Genomic DNA, 16,972 nt, shown 5'->3' with positions numbered 1-16,972 from the left:
CTGCCGGTCAGGCACGATGCGCCGTTCTCGCATCGCCCCGGACCGCCTGAGACAGGACCGCCTCGAGTGTCGTCACGACGGGCACGTCAGACAGGTCCTCCCGCGCGGGGTAGACGTCCGGGGCCGTGGGTTCGGCAAGCTCGCGCTCAATGATGTCGCTCATCGCACCCAGGTCCCGGTCGGGCGCTAGGTGCACCGACGGCAGGCCTCGCACGCCCTTGACGTCGAACGCCGCTGTCGGTCGGTGCACCGCCATCGCCTCCAGAATCACCCTGGGTAGTCCCTCCCAGTCTGCCGTGTGCAGCAGCAGGCGCGCGCTCTGCAACTCTGGTGCAGTGGCGACAAAGCCGGGCAGGTGCACGTCGGCGGCGATACCCAGCTCCTCGGCGCGGCGGGTGAGCTCTGCCGTGAGTGGGCCGCGCCCCAGCATCCGCAGCTGGATCGGGCTGCCCCGCCGGCGCAGCTCGGCAGCGACCTCGAGGGCGAGCCAGGGGCGTTTGCGGGTGGTGTGCTCTCCGATCCACACCACCACGTTGGTGTCTGGCTGCGGCGACGGCTGAAAGGCATCGACCGGCAGGCCGACTCCGAACGGCAGCTGGTGCACGGGCAGGTCCGGGGCCCAGCGCTGGAACCATCGGTGGTCCTCGGCGTTGAGGACGATGGCTGACGCGGTGCCGGGCAGTGCCCAGCGTTCGAGCAGCTCCCAGTGAGCGGTGCGCCGTGCGCCGGCCTCACGCCAGTGCAGACCGTGGGCGAAGTAGACGACCGGGACCGGGAGGGAGGCTCGCCGGGCGAGCAACCCGGCCGTGGCGGTATTGACCAGGACGACGTCGGCCCCCACGTGCTGGGCCCACCTGCGCAGGTCGCCGCCCGTGCCCAGGTTGACCAGCCGGGGCCGCTGGGTCAGCGACTCGACCACGTGCGAGCGTCCGTGCTCCATCGGGGTGCCGGCCGCGAAGTGGACGAGATGTCCGTGCGCGCGCAGCAGATCCGCGATGCGGACAAAGAACGAGTCGAGGTGCAGGCCGGTGCTGGCCAGGATCCCGATGCTCAACCGCGAGGGCACGGTCATAGTCCCTTGAGGCGCAGCACCTGCATCACGGTGCTGGTGAGGATCGGCAGGTCGCCCCGCAAGGAACCGGCTCGGACATAGTCCAGGTCGTGGGCGAGCTTGCCGTGCCAGTCCTCGACCGCCGAAGTATAGCAGTGTCGCACCTGCGCCTGACCGGTGAGCCCTGGGCGCACGACGAGGCGCTGCTCGAACTGGGCGAACTGCTGCATCAGCTCCACGACCAGCTCGGGCCGCTCCGGACGCGGTCCGACCAGGGACATCTCACCGCGGAGGATGTTGAGCCCCTGGGGGACCTCGTCGAGATGGCTGGCTCGCAGGAGGCGGCCGAGTCGGGTGACCCGCGGGTCACCGGGGAAGGTCCAGCGGGCCAGCCCGTCCGCCTCTGCGGTGCACGTCATCGAGCGCAGCTTGTACATCCGGAAGGTTCTGCCGTGGAGTCCGACCCGTTGCTGGACGTGAAAGACCGGGCCCCGACTGTCGATCTTGATCGCGAGGGCCACCAGGGGCAGCAGCACGAGCAGCAGACCCAGGAGCATGGTCGCGCCCAGGACGTCGATGCAGCGTTTGGCCCGTGAAGCCACCAAGGGGTGTGGCGCGCGGGGCAGCATCAGGGGTGAGATGTGCACCTGCCGGTCGGGGTGGTACGCCGCGGGGCTGAGCGGTTGTGCGCCTGAGCTGAGCCGGCGCACCCTCCGGTGGGGACTGCGCACCCCACGAGCCGCAGCGGAGCCTGAAGACATGACCAGGACCCGTGCTTCCTATGCCCGCGGTCCGCAAGACCGGCGACGCCCGCGATGTCGCGACGGGCGGGCTCTGGCCGGTTTCACGGGCGGCGCAGCGTGCCGTGATGGGGGGTGTTCCTGTGATGGCGCAGGGACGCCAGTCGTTCCGATCACGTGTAACCCACTCCCTCATGCATCTGGGACAAGTGATTCACGCAGGAGACTAGCGAAGTTAACGAAAAATTAATAGAGCCTTTGCAAGTCGTTTACACATGCGAGGGCGCGCAGGGGTCCAGAAGTGCCGCTAGGCAGTCCTGTTGGGGTGTTCTTGACCCAGCCCTGGCGCAATCGCGACGGGCTCAGGTGGTGCGGCTCAGCCGCCGATGGCACTCATCGGACGGGCTCGGGTGGTGCGGGTGCGGCTCAGCCGCCGATGGCACTCATCGGACGGGCCGGCTGCAGGAAGCCGGGGTCATTGATCCCGTGGCCGGGCAGTTTGGCGGTGATGCAGGCCTGGACGAGCTCGCCCAGCTCCTCATCGCTGGCTCCCTCACGCAGGGGCGTCCGCAGGTCCGTCTCGGTCGTGGCGAACAGGCAGTTGCGCACCTGCCCGTCGGCGGTGAGGCGCACCCGGTCGCAGGCGCCACAGAACGGAGCGGTGACCGAGGCGATCACCCCGACAGTGGCGGGGCCGCCGTCCACCAGGAAGCGCTCGGCAGGAGCGCTGCCGCGCTGCTCGGCCGGCGTCAGGTCGTAGTGCTTGCGCAGGCGGACCAGCACCTCCTCGCCGGTGACCATGTTGTCCCGCCGCCAGGTGTGTCCGGCGTCGAGTGGCATCTGCTCGATAAAGCGCAACTGGTAGCCGTGCTCGAGAGCGAAGGCCAGCAGGGCCGGGGACTCGTGGTCGTTGATGTCACGCATCAGCACGGTGTTGAGTTTCAGGGGAGCCAGCCCAGCAGCGTCGGCCGCCGCGATGCCGGCGAGGGTGTCATCGAGGCGGTCCCGTCGCGCCAGGGTCTTGAAGGTCTCGCGGTCGAGCGTGTCGAGACTGATGTTGACCCTGGTGAGTCCGGCGGCGACCAGGTCGGGCGCCATCTTGTCGAGCCCGAGGGCATTGGTCGTCATGGACACCTCGACGCCCAGGGCCGAGATGCCGGCGACCACGTCCACCAGGTCGCGCCGCAGCAGGGGCTCCCCACCGGTCAGTCGGACCTCGTCGATGCCCAGGCCCACGGCGATGCGCGCCAGGTGGATGAGTTCCTCGGTGGTCAACAGGGTTGGCTTCGCCAGCCAGGGAAGTCCCTGCTCCGGCATGCAGTAGGTGCACCGGAGCGAGCATCGGTCGGTCAACGAGATGCGCAGGTCCCGGTGCGCCCGGCCATAGGTGTCGAGCAGTGCCATCAGTGATCCCATCCGATGATCTGAGACAGGATGTGGGGCAGCAGCGGCAACAACGCATCCATCGACTGCTCCACTCCTGTGAGGCTGCCGGGCAGGTTGACCAGCAGGGTCCCGGTGACATCCGGGTCGTCTGAGTCCGCGACGCCGACCACGCCGCGGGACAGGGTGGCCAGGGGGGTGTGGTGGGCACCCTCGCTGCGCAGGTACTCAGCGACGCCGACGAGCTCCCGGGTCACCAGGGTGCGGGTGGCCTCGGGGGTGAAGTCCCGGGGGGAGACCCCGGTGCCCCCCGTCGTGGCTATCAGGCCGAAGCCCTCGGCAAGGCCCGCGCGCAGGCCGTCGCCGACGGGCTCAACCCCGTCGGTCACCAGCCGTGGGCCCGTCACCGCGTAGCCAGCCTCGCGGAACCTCTCGACCAGGCGGGGACCGGACCGGTCCTCGCGGGAACCGCTCGCCGCCCGGTCTGACACAGTGATCACCAGGACACTGGTCGGGGGCAGATCAGCGGTGTTGCTCATCACCCCATGCTAGGCAGTCTGTCTGGACCCGCAAGGAGCCGCCTCGACGGAGCCTGGTCGCGGCACGTCACGCGGCGCACGAATCCCCGTCTCAGGAATTTGCCGAATCCTTACCAAATGGGCATCGCCGCAGGTCAGCGCCATGGCGCCAAGGTGGGAGACTCGCCTCACAGCCCGACGTGTCCTGCTGTCGTTCGCGCTCGTGGCGGCCTGCGCCTACTGTCGGATCCGACAGTTAACCAGCAGTAACAATCACATCGGAGGGGTGCGATGGGCATCTTCGACAAGATCAAGGACGCGGTGGAGGACGCGGCGGACGCCGCGAGCAACACCACCAAGGACGCCAAGAAGGCCGACACCACGGCTGACGCCACGGCTGACAGGGCCGCCACGCCGAAGAGCGACAGGGGGTCCCTGGGCGACAAGCTGGACCGGGCTCAGGACCAGCTCCAGGACGCCAAGGAGGAGGCGACCGCCAAGGAGCGGCCCGAGGCCAAGCAGGGCAAGCCTGCGGCGGAGTCGAAGCCGGCGGAGAAGGCCAAGCCGGCCGAGAAGGCCCAGCCCGCCGGAGGCGGTTCCCAGACCTACACCGTCAAGGCCGGAGACACCCTGAGTGAGGTCGGCGCGAAGTACGGCGTGTCCTACATGGACATCGCCAAGGCGTCCGGGATCGACAACCCGGACCTGATCTTCCCGGGCCAGAAGCTCACCATCCCGGGCAAGTGACCGATTGAGAGCCGGGGGCCACGCCCCAGCGTTCGCGTTCGCGTTCGCACACAGTGACAGCCAGGTCGGAGTGCTCCGGCCTGGCTGTCACTGTGTCGGCGACTGCCCGGTCACCTGCGCGTCAGCATATAAGACACTCCCGCGTTGTGGAATGAGGGAAGGTTGCCCTAACCTAACTTCGTCCTACTGTCACGCCGAGGGAGAACCACCCCGTGCCGTCACCGATGTCCGCGCCGCAGCCGCGCAGCGCCGCAGCCACAGCCCCAGCCCCACAGCTCACCGTCCCTCGCCGCACCCGTGCACTGCTGGGGGTGTGCACCCTTGGGCTCGTGCTGGTCGCGGGCTGCTCCACTGGCCCGACGGACGACACCGCCACCACGGACAACGCCGGCCCGACGGACGAGACTGGAGGCACGAGTGACACCGACAGCACGAGTGCCGGCTCGGGCGACTCCGCTGAGGACAGCGCGGACGCGGCAGGCGAGACCGGGGCGGCACAGTTCCCGGTGACCATTGAGCACGCCTTCGGCGAGACGACCATCGAGTCGGACCCCCAGCGCGTCGCCACCGTCGGCTGGTCGGACCAGGACACGGTCGTCGCGCTCGGCGAGGTGCCGGTCGGCTCCGTCAGGATCTCCTGGGGCGGCAACGACGCCGGGTCCACGGACTGGTTTGACGCCGCCGTCACCGAACTCGGCAGCGACCCGGGCGAGGTCACCCGCTATGACGACGCTGACGGCATCCCCACCGACGAGATCGCCCAGCTCGCCCCCGATTTGATCATCGGCACCAACTCCGGCATGACGCAGGAGGAGTATGACGCGCTGTCCAAGATCGCACCGGTCGTCGCCTTCCCGGAGACCGCGTGGGGCACCCCGTGGCGCGACTCGGTCGAGATGGTGGGTCAGGCCATCGGCCGAGACGCCGAGGCCGATGCAGTGCTGGCCGAGCTCGAGGTCGATCTTGACACGGTGAGCTCCGAGCACCCCGAGCTCGCGGGCACCTCCATGGCCTGGACCTGGTACACCGCCACCGACCTCAGCACCATCGGCGTCTACACCGCCACGGACCTGCGCCCGCAGCTGATGCACGAGTTCGGGATGGTCGACGCCAGCAAGGTCACCGAGCTCACGGAGGCCAACCCGGGCACGTTCAGCGCCAACCTGTCCTCCGAGCAGGCCGACACCCTGGATGCCGACGTCCTCTTCTTCTATGTCGAGGACGAGAGCCAGGTCGATCAACTGGTCAACGAGCCGCTCATCGGATCGACACCGGCCCTGGCCAACGGCTCCTTCGTGGCTCTCACGGACATGCAGCTCATGAGCGCCCTGTCCTCGCCCACCCCGCTGACGATCCCCGTGGTCCTGGAGGAGTTCGTCCCCCTGGCCAGCGAGGCGGCAGAGAAGGTGCAGTGACTGGGAGCCGTCGCCTCCCCGCCGGTGCGGTGATCCTCCTGGGGGTCACCGCGCTGGCGGTGGCGTTCGCGCTCTCCCTGGCCATCGGCTCGCGGAGCATCTCACCGGTGGCAGCGCTCGAGGCGCTCGCGCCGGTGCTGCGTGGTGACCCGACCGGTGCCTTCGAGGAGGGGATCGTCGCCTCCCGTCTGGACCGCAGCCTGATCGGGCTGGTCGTCGGCACGGCGGTGGCCCTCTCCGGCGCGGCGATGCAGGGGCTGACCCGCAACCCGCTGGCCGACCCGAGCATCCTCGGTGTCAACTCAGGGGCAGCGCTGGCCGTCGTGCTGGGGCTGCAGTTCGCCGGGATCTCCAGTGTCGGTGGCTATCTGTGGCTCGCGCTGCTCGGTGGTCTCATCACGGCCGTCGTGGTCTATGCCGTCGCCTCGGTGAGCCAGGGCGACCAGTCCCTGACCATGGTCCTGACCGGCGCGGCGGTGACGGCCGGGGTGACCAGCATCATCGCCGGGGTCCTGGTGAGCAACCAGGGGGCACTGCAGGAGTTCCGCTTCTGGCAGGTCGGCTCGGTCGCGGGCCGGGACGCCGGGATCATCACCGACGTGCTCCCGCTGCTGCTGATCAGCCTGGTCATCGTCCTGGTGTCCGGGCCGGTCCTCAACGCCGCCGCGCTGGGCGAGGAGCTGGAGCGGGCGCTGGGACAGCGGATCCTGCTCGCCCGCGGGGTGGTCGCCCTCGGGGCGGTCGGTCTGGCGGCCAGTGCCGTGGCGCTGGCCGGGCCCATCGCCTTCGTTGGCCTGGTGGTGCCTCACATCGTGCGCCTGGCAACGGGTCCGGACTACCGCAAGATCCTGCTGGGCAGTGCTCTGGTCGGTCCGGTCCTGATCCTCCTCACGGACACCCTGGGGCGGATCGTGACGCCGCCGACGGAGGTGCAGGTCGGCATCATGACGGCCATCCTCGGCGCGCCCGTGCTGATCCTGATGATCAGGCGGGCGGTGCTGCGATGACGACAGCACCCGTGCAGCACCGACCCGAGCCCGACCTGGCCCGGTCCCTCGAGGCGATCCACCAGGCGACCCGAGGCGTCCGCCAACGCCTCACCTGGGTTATCTCGAGCCTGCTCCTGCTGCTCCTGGGAGCCGTCGCGGCGCGGGTGCTGCTGGGCGACTTCACGATCACCATCCCCGACTTCTTCCGGATCGTCACCGGCACCGAGATCCCGGGGGCCTCCTTCATCCTGATGGAGTCCAAGCTGCCGCGCGCCGTGATCGGGGTGCTCGCCGGACTGGCCCTTGGAGCCACAGGTGCCACCTTCCAGACGATGGCGCGCAATCCCCTGGCCAGCCCCGACGTGCTGGGCATCACCCTGGGCTGCTCGGCAGCAGCGGTGACCGCCACCGTCCTGTTCGACGCGTCGGACTCCGTCGTGTCGCTCGCGGCGCTCGCCGGGGGAGGCGCGGTCGCCCTCGCCCTGGTCACCCTGTCCGGCAGCCACCCGGGCGCCGCACCCGGACGGATGATCCTGATCGGCATCGCTCTGGCCGCGATGCTCGTCTCGGTGATCCACTGGGTCCTGGTGCGGGCCGACATCTATCAGGCGCACGAGGCGATGGTCTGGCTGACCGGCAGCCTCACCGGTGTCACCTGGGGCCAGATCCGCGTGCTCGCCCTGATCGTGCTCCTCACCCTGCCATTGCTGCTGTATGTCGGCAGTCACCTGCAGGTGGTCGAGCTCGGGGACGACCTGGCCTCCGGCCTGGGACGGTCTCCCCGGACCACCCGCATGAGGGCGATTGCCCTGGTGGTTGTGCTGACCGCGGCCACGACCGCGGTCTGTGGTCCCATCGCGTTCGTCGCCTTCCTCTCCGGCCCCATCGCGCGGCGGTTGCTCGGCGGCCGCCCCTCGTTGCTCACCGCCGGCCTGGTCGGCGCCGTGATCGTGGTCGTGGCGGACTACCTGGCGGCCTACGCGCTGCCCAGCAACAACTTCCCCGTCGGGGTCGTCACCGGCCTGGCCGGCGCCCCCTTCCTGCTGTGGCTCCTGGCCACCAGCCGACCAGCAGCCCAGAAAGCCTAAGGAGACGGCATGACCCTGCAAGCCCAGAACCTCTCGCTGGCCTATGGCAAGCGGTCGGTCGTTGAGGGCCTCAACCTCGACATCCCGCCCGGACAGGTCACCGCGATCGTCGGACCCAACGGCTGCGGGAAGTCCACCGCCCTGCGGGGCCTGGCCCGCCTGCTGCGACCGTCCGCCGGCCAGGTCCTCCTGGACGGCACCGACATCCACACCCTGCCGACCAAGGCGGTCGCCCGACGGGTCGGGCTGCTCCCGCAGAGCCCCGTCGTCCCCGAGGGCATCACCGTGGCTGAGCTGGTGGCCCGCGGACGTCACCCCCACCACGGCCTGCTCCGTCAGTGGAGCCGTGACGACGACCGGGTCGTCGCCGAGTCCCTGGACCGCACCCACACCACGGAGCTGGCCGGACGACAGGTCGACCAGCTCTCCGGCGGTCAGCGGCAACGGGTCTGGATCGCGATGGCCCTGGCGCAGCGCACCGGCCTGCTGCTGCTGGACGAGCCGACCTCGTTCCTGGACATCGCCCACCAGGTCGAGGTGCTTGACCTGGTCCGTGACCTCGCGATCGAGGACGGGACCACGGTGGTCATGGTGCTGCACGACCTGCCCCTCGCCGCCCGGTATGCCGACCACCTGATCGCGATGCGCAACGGTGCCATCGTCGCCGAGGGGGAGCCGCAGGACGTGGTCACCGCCCAGACCGTCTGCGACGTCTTCGGCATCACCTGCCGGGTGCGCTGGGAGGAGGCTGGCGACGTCAGCGTGATCCCCCTGGGCCGTCACCTGCCGACCAGGCGCGCCCGGTCCCGATCCGTCGCCACCACCCTCACCGCACCCCCGTCCCCGTCCACACCCACAACCGCACCCACGTCCACACCCACGTCCACACCCCTGATGACTCTCCAGGAGCCCCGATGAGCAGAGCACTTCGCGTCCGCGACACCCTGATCCGGGCGGCCTACGCCCGCTCGATGTCCATGCCGATCGAGCGGGAGGCACACCAGCTGTTCCGGGTCACCGTGACCGCAGCAGAGCAGGTGTCACCCATCATGCGGCGCCTGACCCTGCGTGCCCCCGAGCTGGCGGACTACCAGCCCCTGGGCCCGGACGAGTACTTCGGCCTGGTCATGCCCGCCGCGGGTCAGGACCTGCCCGCCCTGCCGGAGGCGGACCCGGACCGGGCCACCCCCCGCGGCAGCTTCGATGTCCCGGACGAGCAGCAGCCGGACGTGCGGTGGTACACCATCCGGGCCCACCGTCCTGAGGTCGGCGAGGTCGACGTCGACGTCGTCACGCACGGGGACGCCGGCCCGGGCTCGGCCTGGGTGCTGCGGGCCGAGGTCGGCTCCCAGGCAGCGTTCCAGACCGGGACGGCTGCCTACCGCACCGAGCAGGCATCCGGTGCGCAGGTGATCGCTGGCGACGAGACGGCGCTGCCGGCCATCAGCCGTATTCTCGAGGAGCTGCCCGCCACCGTCGAGGCGCACGTCTTCCTCGAGGTGCCGGCCGTCACGGATGTGCCGCCGCTGCCGTCGCCCCGGTCCGCCATGATCACCGTGGTGGAGCGTGGGACCGGCCTGCCCGGCTCGGCCCTGGTCCCCGCGATCGAGGCGGCGAGCCTGCCGATCCCGACGGCGTCCTGGATCGCCGGGGAGAAGGCCACCGTCGCGGCGGTGCGCCGCTATCTGACGAGCGAGATCGGGGCTGCCAAGCGCGCCGTCTACTTCTGCCCCTACTGGATCCTGGGCAAGCCGCGCGGCTAGTTGCACTGACCACGGAGGTGGGCAGAACAGCTAGTGTGTCGCGCCGTTAATTCGTTACATAAATCGTAGAATGGGGTATGAGTCGTACCGGACGCCCCAAGGCCCCGCTGGAGCTGACCGAGGAGGAGCGTGCACAGCTGCTGCGCTGGGCGCGCAGGCGCAAGTCTTCACAGGCGTTGGCGTTGCGCTCGCGGATCGTGTTGGGGTGCGCCGAGGGGTTGACGAACAAGGAGGTCGCGGCGCTGGAGAAGGTGTCGGCACCGACGGTCGGCAAGTGGCGGACCCGGTTCGTTGAGCACCGGTTGGACGGCCTGTCGGATGAGGCTCGCCCGGGTCGCCCTCCCACCATCAGCGCTGAGCAGATCGAGGACGTCGTGGTGGCCACCCTGGAATCCACGCCGCTCAACGCGACGCACTGGTCGCGGGCGAAGATGGCCCAGCGCAGCGGGCTGTCCAAGTCCACCATCGGGCGGATCTGGCGGGCCTTCGACCTCCAACCACACCGCGAAGACGGGTTCAAACTGTCCAACGACGCGCTGTTCGTGGAGAAGGTCTACGACGTGGTCGGCCTCTACCTGAACCCGCCCGAGGCCGCGGTGGTGCTGTGCGTGGACGAGAAGTCACAGGTGCAGGCCTTGGCCCGGTCTCAACCGGCGTTTCCGATGATGCCCGGTATGCCCGAGAAGCGCACTCACGACTATGTCCGACATGGCACCACGTCCCTGTTCGCGGCGTTCAACACCGCCGATGGCACCGTGATCTCCTCCCTGCACCGCAAGCACCGCGCGATCGAGTTCAAGAAGTTCCTGGCCAAGATCGACGACCAGGTCCCGGCCGAGCTGGAGGTGCACCTGGTCTGTGACAACTACGGCACCCACAAGCACCCCAGCATCAAGAAGTGGCTGGCAGCCCACCCCCGCTTCCACATGCACTTCACCCCGACCTACTCCTCATGGCTGAACCAGGTCGAGCGGTTCTTCGCCTACGTCACTGCCGACCTGCTCCAGCGTTCTGACCACCGCAGCGTCCAGGCCCTCGAGGGCGATATCCGCAAGTGGGTCAAGGCCTGGAACGAAGACCCCAAGCCATTCATCTGGACCAAAACCGCCGAACAGATCCTCGACTCCCTCGGCAGACTTCTACAACGAACTACCGGCGCGGGACACTAGCCGGACGGGTGCGCGGTCTGCTCGCTGCGCTAGCCGGACAGCGCCCGACCCAGCAGCGCTCCCGCTGCGGCCGCGCCGACACAGAGCGCGAGCATGCCTGCCGCAGCCAGTCCGGCCGTGCGCCACGCGCCTTCGCGCGTCAACCGGACCGACTCCACCATCGCGGTGGAGAAGGTGGTGTAGCCACCGCAGAAGCCGACCGCTCCGACCGCGTAGGCCTGCGGCGAGTCGGCGGCCATCGAGGTGGCCAGCAGGCCGATCAGCAGTGACCCCGTCACGTTGATGACCAGCGTGGCCAGCGGGAACGCCCCGTGCCAGCGTCGGTTGACCAGGTCATCGACCAGGAAGCGCGCGGCGGCTCCCAGGCCGCCCAGGAGGGTCAGGACGAGCACCGTGCCCGGTGCCAGGCCGCTCAAGGTGCGGCCCCGCTGCGCACGCCCCGGGCCCCGAGCACGACGCCGGCAGCGCAGGACACCAGTCCCGCGCAGACGCTGCCGATGCCGTAACCCAGGGCAAGACCCAGGTGTCCGGTGCCGACCAGGTCGTGGACCTCCAGCGCGAGCGCGGAGTAGGTCGTGAATCCGCCCAGGAGACCGGTGCCCAGCCCCAACCGGGCCAGGCGACGCGCCGGGGTCTCGGGCCCAGTCCGGGCGAGGCGTTCGAGGAGGAGTCCCAGCAGGAAGGCGCCGCTGAGGTTCACCATCAGCGTCGCCCACGGGATCTGGTGCGTGGCGGGGACGGCCTGCGTGACGGCATACCGGGACAGGGTGCCCAGTGCGCCGCCGAGGGTGACGACACCGACCAGCAGAGGGGAAGGGCGCAAGGGCGGCTCAGTGGCCCTTGTCGCGGGCGCCGGGAATGACGAGCACCGGGCGGGACTGGGTGTGCACCAGGTGACCGCCGATGGAGCCGCCGATGAGTTCGTTCATCCAGCCGGTGAAGCCCGGACGACGCCCGCCCACCGCGATGAGACAGGCCTGCCACTGGTCGGCGATCTCGGTGAGACCGGAGGCGATATCACCCACGGTGGACTCCAGGCGCCAGGGCACCTGCCGGTCGGCCAGGTGCTCGGCCACGAACCGATGCACCCGCTCGTTCAGGGCGTGGCTGGTGTCTGCCGACTGGTCGGGATCCAGGGGGGTAATGAGGCGGGTGCCGTCCAGACTGGCGCCATAGATCACCTGCGTGGAGTCGACCCACGCGCAGACCAGCCCGGCCCCCATCGTGGTGGCCATGTCGGCAGCCTCCTTGACGATGTGTGGGTCCTGGTCGGCATCGACACCGACGACGATGACCCGGTCCGGCCCGGGCGCTGGCCAGTTCGACCCGGCAGCTGCACTGCTGTCAGTCACGGGAACCTCCTGGGGTTGCTGTCCCCATCTTGTCCCGAACCAGGCGCGGGCGCAGCCGCTGGCCAGGCGATGCGCCGACCTCGGCACCGAAAAACGGGCCCGCGGACCCGCGGGACGATGCCTCGCGGCAGAAGGGTGCTGCGCGAGCGCGCCGACGGTACCGTGTCCTGATGCCGACCTCGCCCCTCGATCGTGACGCCGACGACGCCGAACACGCCCGACACCTGCAGCACACCCTCGAGCTGGCCCGCCGTGCCGTGACCAGTGGCAGCGGCGGCCCGTTCGGAGCCGTGGTCGTGCTCGACGGGGAGGTGATCGCCGAGGGGTGGAACACGGTCGTGGGCACCAGTGACCCGACCGCGCACGCGGAGATCACCGCGATCCGCGCCGCTGCTGAGCACCTGGGCGACTTCCAACTGTCCGGTGCCGTGATCTATGCCTCGTGCGAGCCCTGCCCGATGTGTCTCGGGGCGATCTACTGGTCCCGCGCCGAGGCGCTGTACTACGCCGCGACCCGCCACGACGCGGCGGCCGTCGGCTTCAGCGACGCCATGATCTATGACGAGATCGGTCTGGCGCCGGAGGCCCGCACGCTCCCGTTCCGCCGGCTCGAGGTGCCCGGCGCGGGGGACGTCTTTGCGCAGTGGCAGGCCAAGGCAGACCGCACCGACTACTGACAATTTTCGTAGCGGTTTTGTTGGTCCGCCCCGTCTTTTCGTAAGGGTTTGCTGGTCCGCCGGTGGGCTGCGTCCCAGGGTCGGTGCAGCTCAGCGTGATTCACTCAGCCCGTGCGTGACATCTGGGATGCGGCCACGTCCACCCAACCGCTGCCGTCGCTCGCCGGTGCCCTGGTCCTGGCCGCCCTCGCCCTGCTGGTCACCTGGACGCCCACCGGCTATCGGTTCATCCGGCACGGCGTCACGATCGTGCACGAGGCCGGACATGCCACGGTGGCGGTGCTGACCGGGCGGCAGTTGCGGGGCATCCGACTGCACGCGGACACCTCCGGCGTCACGATCTCGCGCGGACGCCCCCGCGGCCCCGGCATGGTGGCGACCCTCGCCGCGGGATATCCGGCCCCGGCCGTCCTGGGGTTCGCCTCTGCCGCACTGCTCTCCCAGGGGTATGCCGTGGGCTGGCTCTGGCTGATGGTCGCCCTGTGCGCCCTCATGCTGATCCAGATCCGCAACTTCTATGGGCTCTGGGTCCTGCTCGTCGCAGGAGCGCTGGTCGGCGGTGCCACCTGGCTGCTCCCGGCAGAGGGGGCGGGGTGGATCGCGCACCTGCTGGTCTGGGCGCTGCTGCTGGCCGCTCCCCGCTCGGTCGTGGAGTTGCAGCGGCAGCGCGGACGCGGCGGCGCCCGCCAGTCCGACGTTGATCAGCTCGCCGCGCTGACCGGGGTGCCGGCCACCCTCTGGGTCGGGCTCTTCTGGCTGATCTGCGTTGCCTGCCTGGTCGCCGGTGCTGTCCTGCTGGCTCCCTGACCGGACGTGCGGGCGGCCCCGGTCAGAGGATGAAGCGGAAGAGGGGGCTGTCCGGCGGGATGCGCTCGACCTCGATCGAGCTGGACTCCATCCGGTCCAGGAGCGGCTGGAGGTCCTCGGGTGACCCGAGCTCGATGCCGACCAGTGCCGGCCCGGTCTCGCGGTTGTTGCGCTTGGTGTATTCGAACAGCGCGATGTCGTCGTCCGGTCCGAGCACGTCGTGCAGGAAGCCGCGCAGCGCCCCCGGCTCCTGAGGAAAATCGACCAGGAAGTAGTGCTTGCGCCCCTCGTGGACCAGCGCCCGCTCGACGATCTCGGCATAGCGCAGCACGTCGTTGTTGCCGCCGGAGACCACCACGACAACCGTCTGACCAGGCTGTATGCCGAGGGCTGGCAGCGCCGCTGCGGCCAGGGCGCCGGCGGGCTCGGTGATGATCCCCTCGGTCTGGTACATCGCCAGCATCTCGACGCACACCGCTCCCTCGGGGACGGCGACCAGCTCGGCGTTGCCGTCCCGCACGATCGGGTAGGTGTGCTCGCCGGCCCGGCGGACGGCAGCCCCGTCCACGAACGGGTCGATCTCCTCGAGCGTCACCGGAACTCCCTGCTCCAGGGCGGCCGCCATGCTGGCCGCTCCCGCGGGCTCGACGCCGACGACGCGGCTGTCCGGGAAGTGCTCACGCAGCCAGGTCAGGCCACCGGCGAGCAGACCGCCGCCGCCGACGGGGACGACGAGGACGTCCGGTGCGTGGCCCAGCACGCCGACGATCTCGCGGGTGACGGTGCCCTGGCCGGCGATGGTCATCGGGTGGTCGAAAGCAGGGACCAGTGTGGCGCCGGTCCGCTCGGCGTCCTCTGCTGCTGCGGCCGCCGCCGCGTCGTAGGTCGACCCGGTCACGACGATCTCGACGAACTCACCACCGATGGCGGCGACCCGGTCGCGTTTCTGCCGGGGTGTGGTGCGCGGCAGGAAGATCCGGGCCGAGACCTCGAGGGTGGCGCAGGCGAAGGCGACGCCCTGCGCGTGGTTGCCGGCGCTCGCGCAGACCACACCCTTGGCCCTGGTGGCATCGTCGAGCTGGGCGATGAGGTTGATCGCGCCGCGGTTCTTATAGGAGCGGACCGGTTGCTGGTCCTCGCGCTTGAGCAGCACCTTGGCGCCGGTCATCTCGGACAGTCGGCGGCTCCTGGTCAGGGGGGTGATGCTGACCAGACCCTTGAGTCGCTCGGCCGCCTCGTCGATGTCGGCGGCGGTGACAAGAGGTGCGGTGACGAGAGGTGCGGTGACGTGCGGTGTGGTGGGGTCGCGGTGCGGCTCGGAGGGTGCCGGGGTGGTCATGGTTCATGGTGTCACGCACGGCTGCCTGCACTGGACCTGCCCTCGGTGCCGCTCGGGAAGCGCTCCGTCCCGGTCCCGACGGCACACACGACGTCAATCTCACAGCGCTGTTATATTAGCGCTGTGACACTTCCTGAGCCGCGAGCTCCCGACCCGACAACAGACAGCTACTGGCGTCCCCTGCGTGAGGTCCAGGAGCTGATGGAGACCGGCATCCAGGAGTTGTATGCCGAGCGCGGCGTTGCTGGTCTGCGGCCCAGGTTCGCCTACCCGCTGATCCGGCTGGCGCACACCGGCCCGCTCACGATCAAGGACCTGGCCGCGAGCCTGGACCTGACGCACTCCGCGGTCAGCCAGACCGTGTCCGCGCTGCGGGCCGAGGGACTCGTGGACACGGTCCCCGGCCCGGACGCCCGCACGCGCGTGGTCGAGCTCACCGCCCGTGGCCGGGAGCTGGTGCCCTTCCTTGAGGACGAGTGGCGCGCCACCGAGGCCGCGGCCGCTGAGCTTGACGCGGCACTGCCGGTGTCCCTGATGGAGTTCACCGCGGCGCTGCGGACCCACCTGGAGGACCGGCCGTTCCTGGAGCGCATCGTGGCCCACCTGCCCACGGATGCCGGTGACCAGTCCGAGTCGGGCGGGCACCCGGCGCCCGAGCGCCCGAACGCCACGCCGTGAGGGTGGGCAGGGGCCTGCTCGACGTGCGCCCGCTGCGCTCGAGCCCGCCCTTCCGCCGACTCTGGGGGAGCAGTCTCCTCGGCGCACTCGGTGGCCAGGTCGCGGTCGTGGCCGTCCTGTTCCAGGTGTGGGACCTGACGCACGACCCGGTGTGGACCGGTGCCATCGGACTGGCCAACGCCGTCCCGCTCATCGTCTTCGGTCTGGTCGGCGGCACCCTGGCTGACGCCGTGGACCGCCGCAACCTGGTGCGCTGGTCCACAGTCGGACAGGCGCTCGCCGGTCTTGCCCTGGCGGCCCAGGCCGCCACCGGCGTCCAGTCCCTCTGGCTCGTGCTGGGCCTGGTCTCGGCCCAGAGCGCGGCCAACGCCGTGGGGGCGCCGGCCCGCCGCACCTTCATCCCGCGACTGCTGGGGCCGGAGCAGGTCGGGGCCGGCATCGCCCTGCAGATGCTGACCTTCCAGGGCGCCATGCTGATCGGCCCGGCCCTCGGAGGGTTGATCATCGGGCAGTGGGGCGTCGGCGCGTGCTATCTCACCTTCGCGAGCATGGTGGTGCTCTCCCTCTACGGCATCCTCCGCCTGCCCTCGATGCCACCCGAGGGGGCCGGGACGCGCCCGGACCTGCGCTCGACGATGGCGGGCTTTGCCTATGTGCTGCAGCGACCCGTCCTGCGCGGGTCGTTCGCCAGCGACCTGGCGGCCACCCTGCTCTCGATGCCGATCGCCCTGTTCCCACTCGTCAACGAGGTGCGCTTTGGTGGCAGCCCGCAGACCCTGGGCCTGTTCCTGTCCTGCGTCGCCGTCGGGGGTATGACGGCGGGCCTGTTCTCCGGACTCGTCACCCGGGCCGACCGGCCAGGGCCCATCCAGCTCGGTGCAGCCGGGGTGTGGGGCCTGGCGCTGGCCGGCTTCGGCTTCGCCGGACCCCTCTGGCTCGCGATGGCACTCCTGATCGTGGCCGGTGCTGCCGACACGGTGTCCGTGACCTCACGGGGATTGATGATCCAACTGGCCACACCGGACAGCCACCGCGGCCGAGTGTCGGCGGTTGACCACATCGTGGGGGTGGCCGGGCCGGACGTCGGCAACTTCCGGGCGGGTGTGGTCGCGGGGCTCACCTCGGCGCCGATTGCCCTCGCCACGGGTGGGCTGGCCTGCGCGGGCCTCGTCGGCTGGATCGCGCTGCGCAACCGGACGCTTCGTGACTTCAGGATCAGCAAGATCGTCCGTGATGATTTGATGACACCACCCTGA

At 70.0% G+C, this 16,972-nt stretch carries 19 protein-coding genes; 11 read left to right on the top strand and 8 right to left on the bottom strand.

The genetic code is table 11. From position 1 onward, the window contains the following. Nucleotides 1–7: 7 nt before the first annotated feature. The 4 genes from FNH13_RS00475 to FNH13_RS00460 form a co-directional block, all read right to left on the bottom strand. Nucleotides 8–1,066, bottom strand: coding sequence for a glycosyltransferase (locus FNH13_RS00475; protein WP_165699952.1), 1,059 nt, complete (start codon nucleotides 1,064–1,066; stop codon nucleotides 8–10). A 2-nt stretch (nucleotides 1,067–1,068) separates the two neighbouring features. Next, complete coding sequence (locus FNH13_RS00470; protein WP_165699951.1) at nucleotides 1,069–1,653, bottom strand: sugar transferase; 585 nt, start codon at nucleotides 1,651–1,653, stop codon at nucleotides 1,069–1,071. Between the two features lie 564 nt (nucleotides 1,654–2,217). Next, nucleotides 2,218–3,195 carry a GTP 3',8-cyclase MoaA gene (gene moaA, locus FNH13_RS00465; protein ID WP_228266508.1) on the bottom strand — a complete coding sequence of 326 codons (978 nt, stop codon included), beginning with the start codon at nucleotides 3,193–3,195 and terminating at the stop codon, nucleotides 2,218–2,220. Continuing rightward, nucleotides 3,195–3,713, bottom strand: a complete 519-nt coding sequence (locus FNH13_RS00460; RefSeq protein WP_143781637.1) for a MogA/MoaB family molybdenum cofactor biosynthesis protein — start codon at nucleotides 3,711–3,713, stop codon at nucleotides 3,195–3,197. The genes moaA and FNH13_RS00460 overlap by 1 nt, the downstream gene beginning before the upstream one ends. Before the next feature lie 270 nt (nucleotides 3,714–3,983). Here FNH13_RS00460 and FNH13_RS00455 point away from each other — a divergent pair, with 270 nt between their 5' ends. From FNH13_RS00455 to FNH13_RS00425, 7 genes are all read left to right on the top strand, one after another. Then, nucleotides 3,984–4,439: a LysM peptidoglycan-binding domain-containing protein gene (locus FNH13_RS00455; RefSeq protein WP_143781636.1), complete on the top strand. Its 456-nt coding sequence runs from the start codon at nucleotides 3,984–3,986 to the stop codon at nucleotides 4,437–4,439. Between the two features lie 212 nt (nucleotides 4,440–4,651). Further along, nucleotides 4,652–5,854 (top strand): iron-siderophore ABC transporter substrate-binding protein, encoded by a 1,203-nt coding sequence (locus FNH13_RS00450; protein WP_143781635.1) that lies wholly within the window; start codon nucleotides 4,652–4,654, stop codon nucleotides 5,852–5,854. Next, nucleotides 5,851–6,861 carry a FecCD family ABC transporter permease gene (locus tag FNH13_RS00445; protein WP_143781634.1) on the top strand — a complete coding sequence of 337 codons (1,011 nt, stop codon included), beginning with the start codon at nucleotides 5,851–5,853 and terminating at the stop codon, nucleotides 6,859–6,861. The genes FNH13_RS00450 and FNH13_RS00445 overlap by 4 nt, the downstream gene beginning before the upstream one ends. Then, nucleotides 6,858–7,931, top strand: a complete 1,074-nt coding sequence (locus tag FNH13_RS00440; RefSeq protein ID WP_143781633.1) for a FecCD family ABC transporter permease — start codon at nucleotides 6,858–6,860, stop codon at nucleotides 7,929–7,931. Before FNH13_RS00445 ends, FNH13_RS00440 begins: the two co-directional genes overlap by 4 nt. 9 nt (nucleotides 7,932–7,940) lie before the next feature. Then, nucleotides 7,941–8,849: an ABC transporter ATP-binding protein gene (locus FNH13_RS00435; protein WP_143781632.1), complete on the top strand. Its 909-nt coding sequence runs from the start codon at nucleotides 7,941–7,943 to the stop codon at nucleotides 8,847–8,849. Continuing rightward, on the top strand, nucleotides 8,846–9,694 hold the full coding sequence (locus tag FNH13_RS00430) for a siderophore-interacting protein (protein WP_143781631.1): 849 nt from the start codon (nucleotides 8,846–8,848) through the stop codon (nucleotides 9,692–9,694). Before FNH13_RS00435 ends, FNH13_RS00430 begins: the two co-directional genes overlap by 4 nt. Before the next feature lie 77 nt (nucleotides 9,695–9,771). Continuing rightward, the gene (locus FNH13_RS00425) at nucleotides 9,772–10,863 is read left to right on the top strand and encodes an IS630 family transposase (protein WP_143781630.1); all 1,092 of its coding nucleotides are present in this window, start codon (nucleotides 9,772–9,774) and stop codon (nucleotides 10,861–10,863) included. A 29-nt stretch (nucleotides 10,864–10,892) separates the two neighbouring features. Here FNH13_RS00425 and FNH13_RS00420 read toward each other — a convergent pair whose 3' ends face one another. The 3 genes from FNH13_RS00420 to FNH13_RS00410 are packed head-to-tail and all read right to left on the bottom strand — an operon-like array spanning nucleotide 10,893 to nucleotide 12,215. Beyond that, the gene (locus FNH13_RS00420) at nucleotides 10,893–11,279 is read right to left on the bottom strand and encodes a fluoride efflux transporter FluC (RefSeq protein WP_228266507.1); all 387 of its coding nucleotides are present in this window, start codon (nucleotides 11,277–11,279) and stop codon (nucleotides 10,893–10,895) included. Further along, nucleotides 11,276–11,686, bottom strand: a complete 411-nt coding sequence (locus FNH13_RS00415; RefSeq protein WP_143781629.1) for a fluoride efflux transporter FluC — start codon at nucleotides 11,684–11,686, stop codon at nucleotides 11,276–11,278. The genes FNH13_RS00420 and FNH13_RS00415 overlap by 4 nt, the downstream gene beginning before the upstream one ends. A 7-nt stretch (nucleotides 11,687–11,693) precedes the next feature. After that, a complete protein-coding gene (locus FNH13_RS00410; RefSeq protein ID WP_165699950.1) occupies nucleotides 11,694–12,215 on the bottom strand; it encodes a universal stress protein in 522 nt (173 codons plus the stop codon). Nucleotides 12,216–12,385: 170 nt separating this feature from the next. Between FNH13_RS00410 and FNH13_RS00405 the strand changes: the two genes are divergently transcribed. Continuing rightward, a complete protein-coding gene (locus FNH13_RS00405) occupies nucleotides 12,386–12,892 on the top strand; it encodes a nucleoside deaminase (protein WP_143781627.1) in 507 nt (168 codons plus the stop codon). A 111-nt stretch (nucleotides 12,893–13,003) separates the two neighbouring features. After that, nucleotides 13,004–13,699, top strand: coding sequence for a M50 family metallopeptidase (locus FNH13_RS00400; protein WP_143781626.1), 696 nt, complete (start codon nucleotides 13,004–13,006; stop codon nucleotides 13,697–13,699). Between the two features lie 22 nt (nucleotides 13,700–13,721). Here the strand turns inward: FNH13_RS00400 and ilvA are convergent, their stop codons facing one another. Then, nucleotides 13,722–15,038: a threonine ammonia-lyase IlvA gene (gene ilvA / locus FNH13_RS00395; RefSeq protein ID WP_143781625.1), complete on the bottom strand. Its 1,317-nt coding sequence runs from the start codon at nucleotides 15,036–15,038 to the stop codon at nucleotides 13,722–13,724. A 123-nt stretch (nucleotides 15,039–15,161) separates the two neighbouring features. Between ilvA and FNH13_RS00390 the strand changes: the two genes are divergently transcribed. Both FNH13_RS00390 and FNH13_RS00385 read left to right on the top strand, forming a co-directional pair. After that, a complete protein-coding gene (locus tag FNH13_RS00390) occupies nucleotides 15,162–15,716 on the top strand; it encodes a MarR family winged helix-turn-helix transcriptional regulator (protein WP_228266506.1) in 555 nt (184 codons plus the stop codon). A gap of 2 nt (nucleotides 15,717–15,718) precedes the next feature. Beyond that, nucleotides 15,719–16,972, top strand: coding sequence for an MFS transporter (locus FNH13_RS00385; RefSeq protein ID WP_202878837.1), 1,254 nt, complete (start codon nucleotides 15,719–15,721; stop codon nucleotides 16,970–16,972).

It is taken from the genome of Ornithinimicrobium ciconiae, from assembly GCF_007197575.1.
GTDB classification, from domain to species: domain Bacteria; phylum Actinomycetota; class Actinomycetes; order Actinomycetales; family Dermatophilaceae; genus Ornithinicoccus; species Ornithinicoccus ciconiae.
Note: the sequence above shows the minus strand (reverse complement) of the source record. Positions and strands in the feature narration are given on the sequence as shown.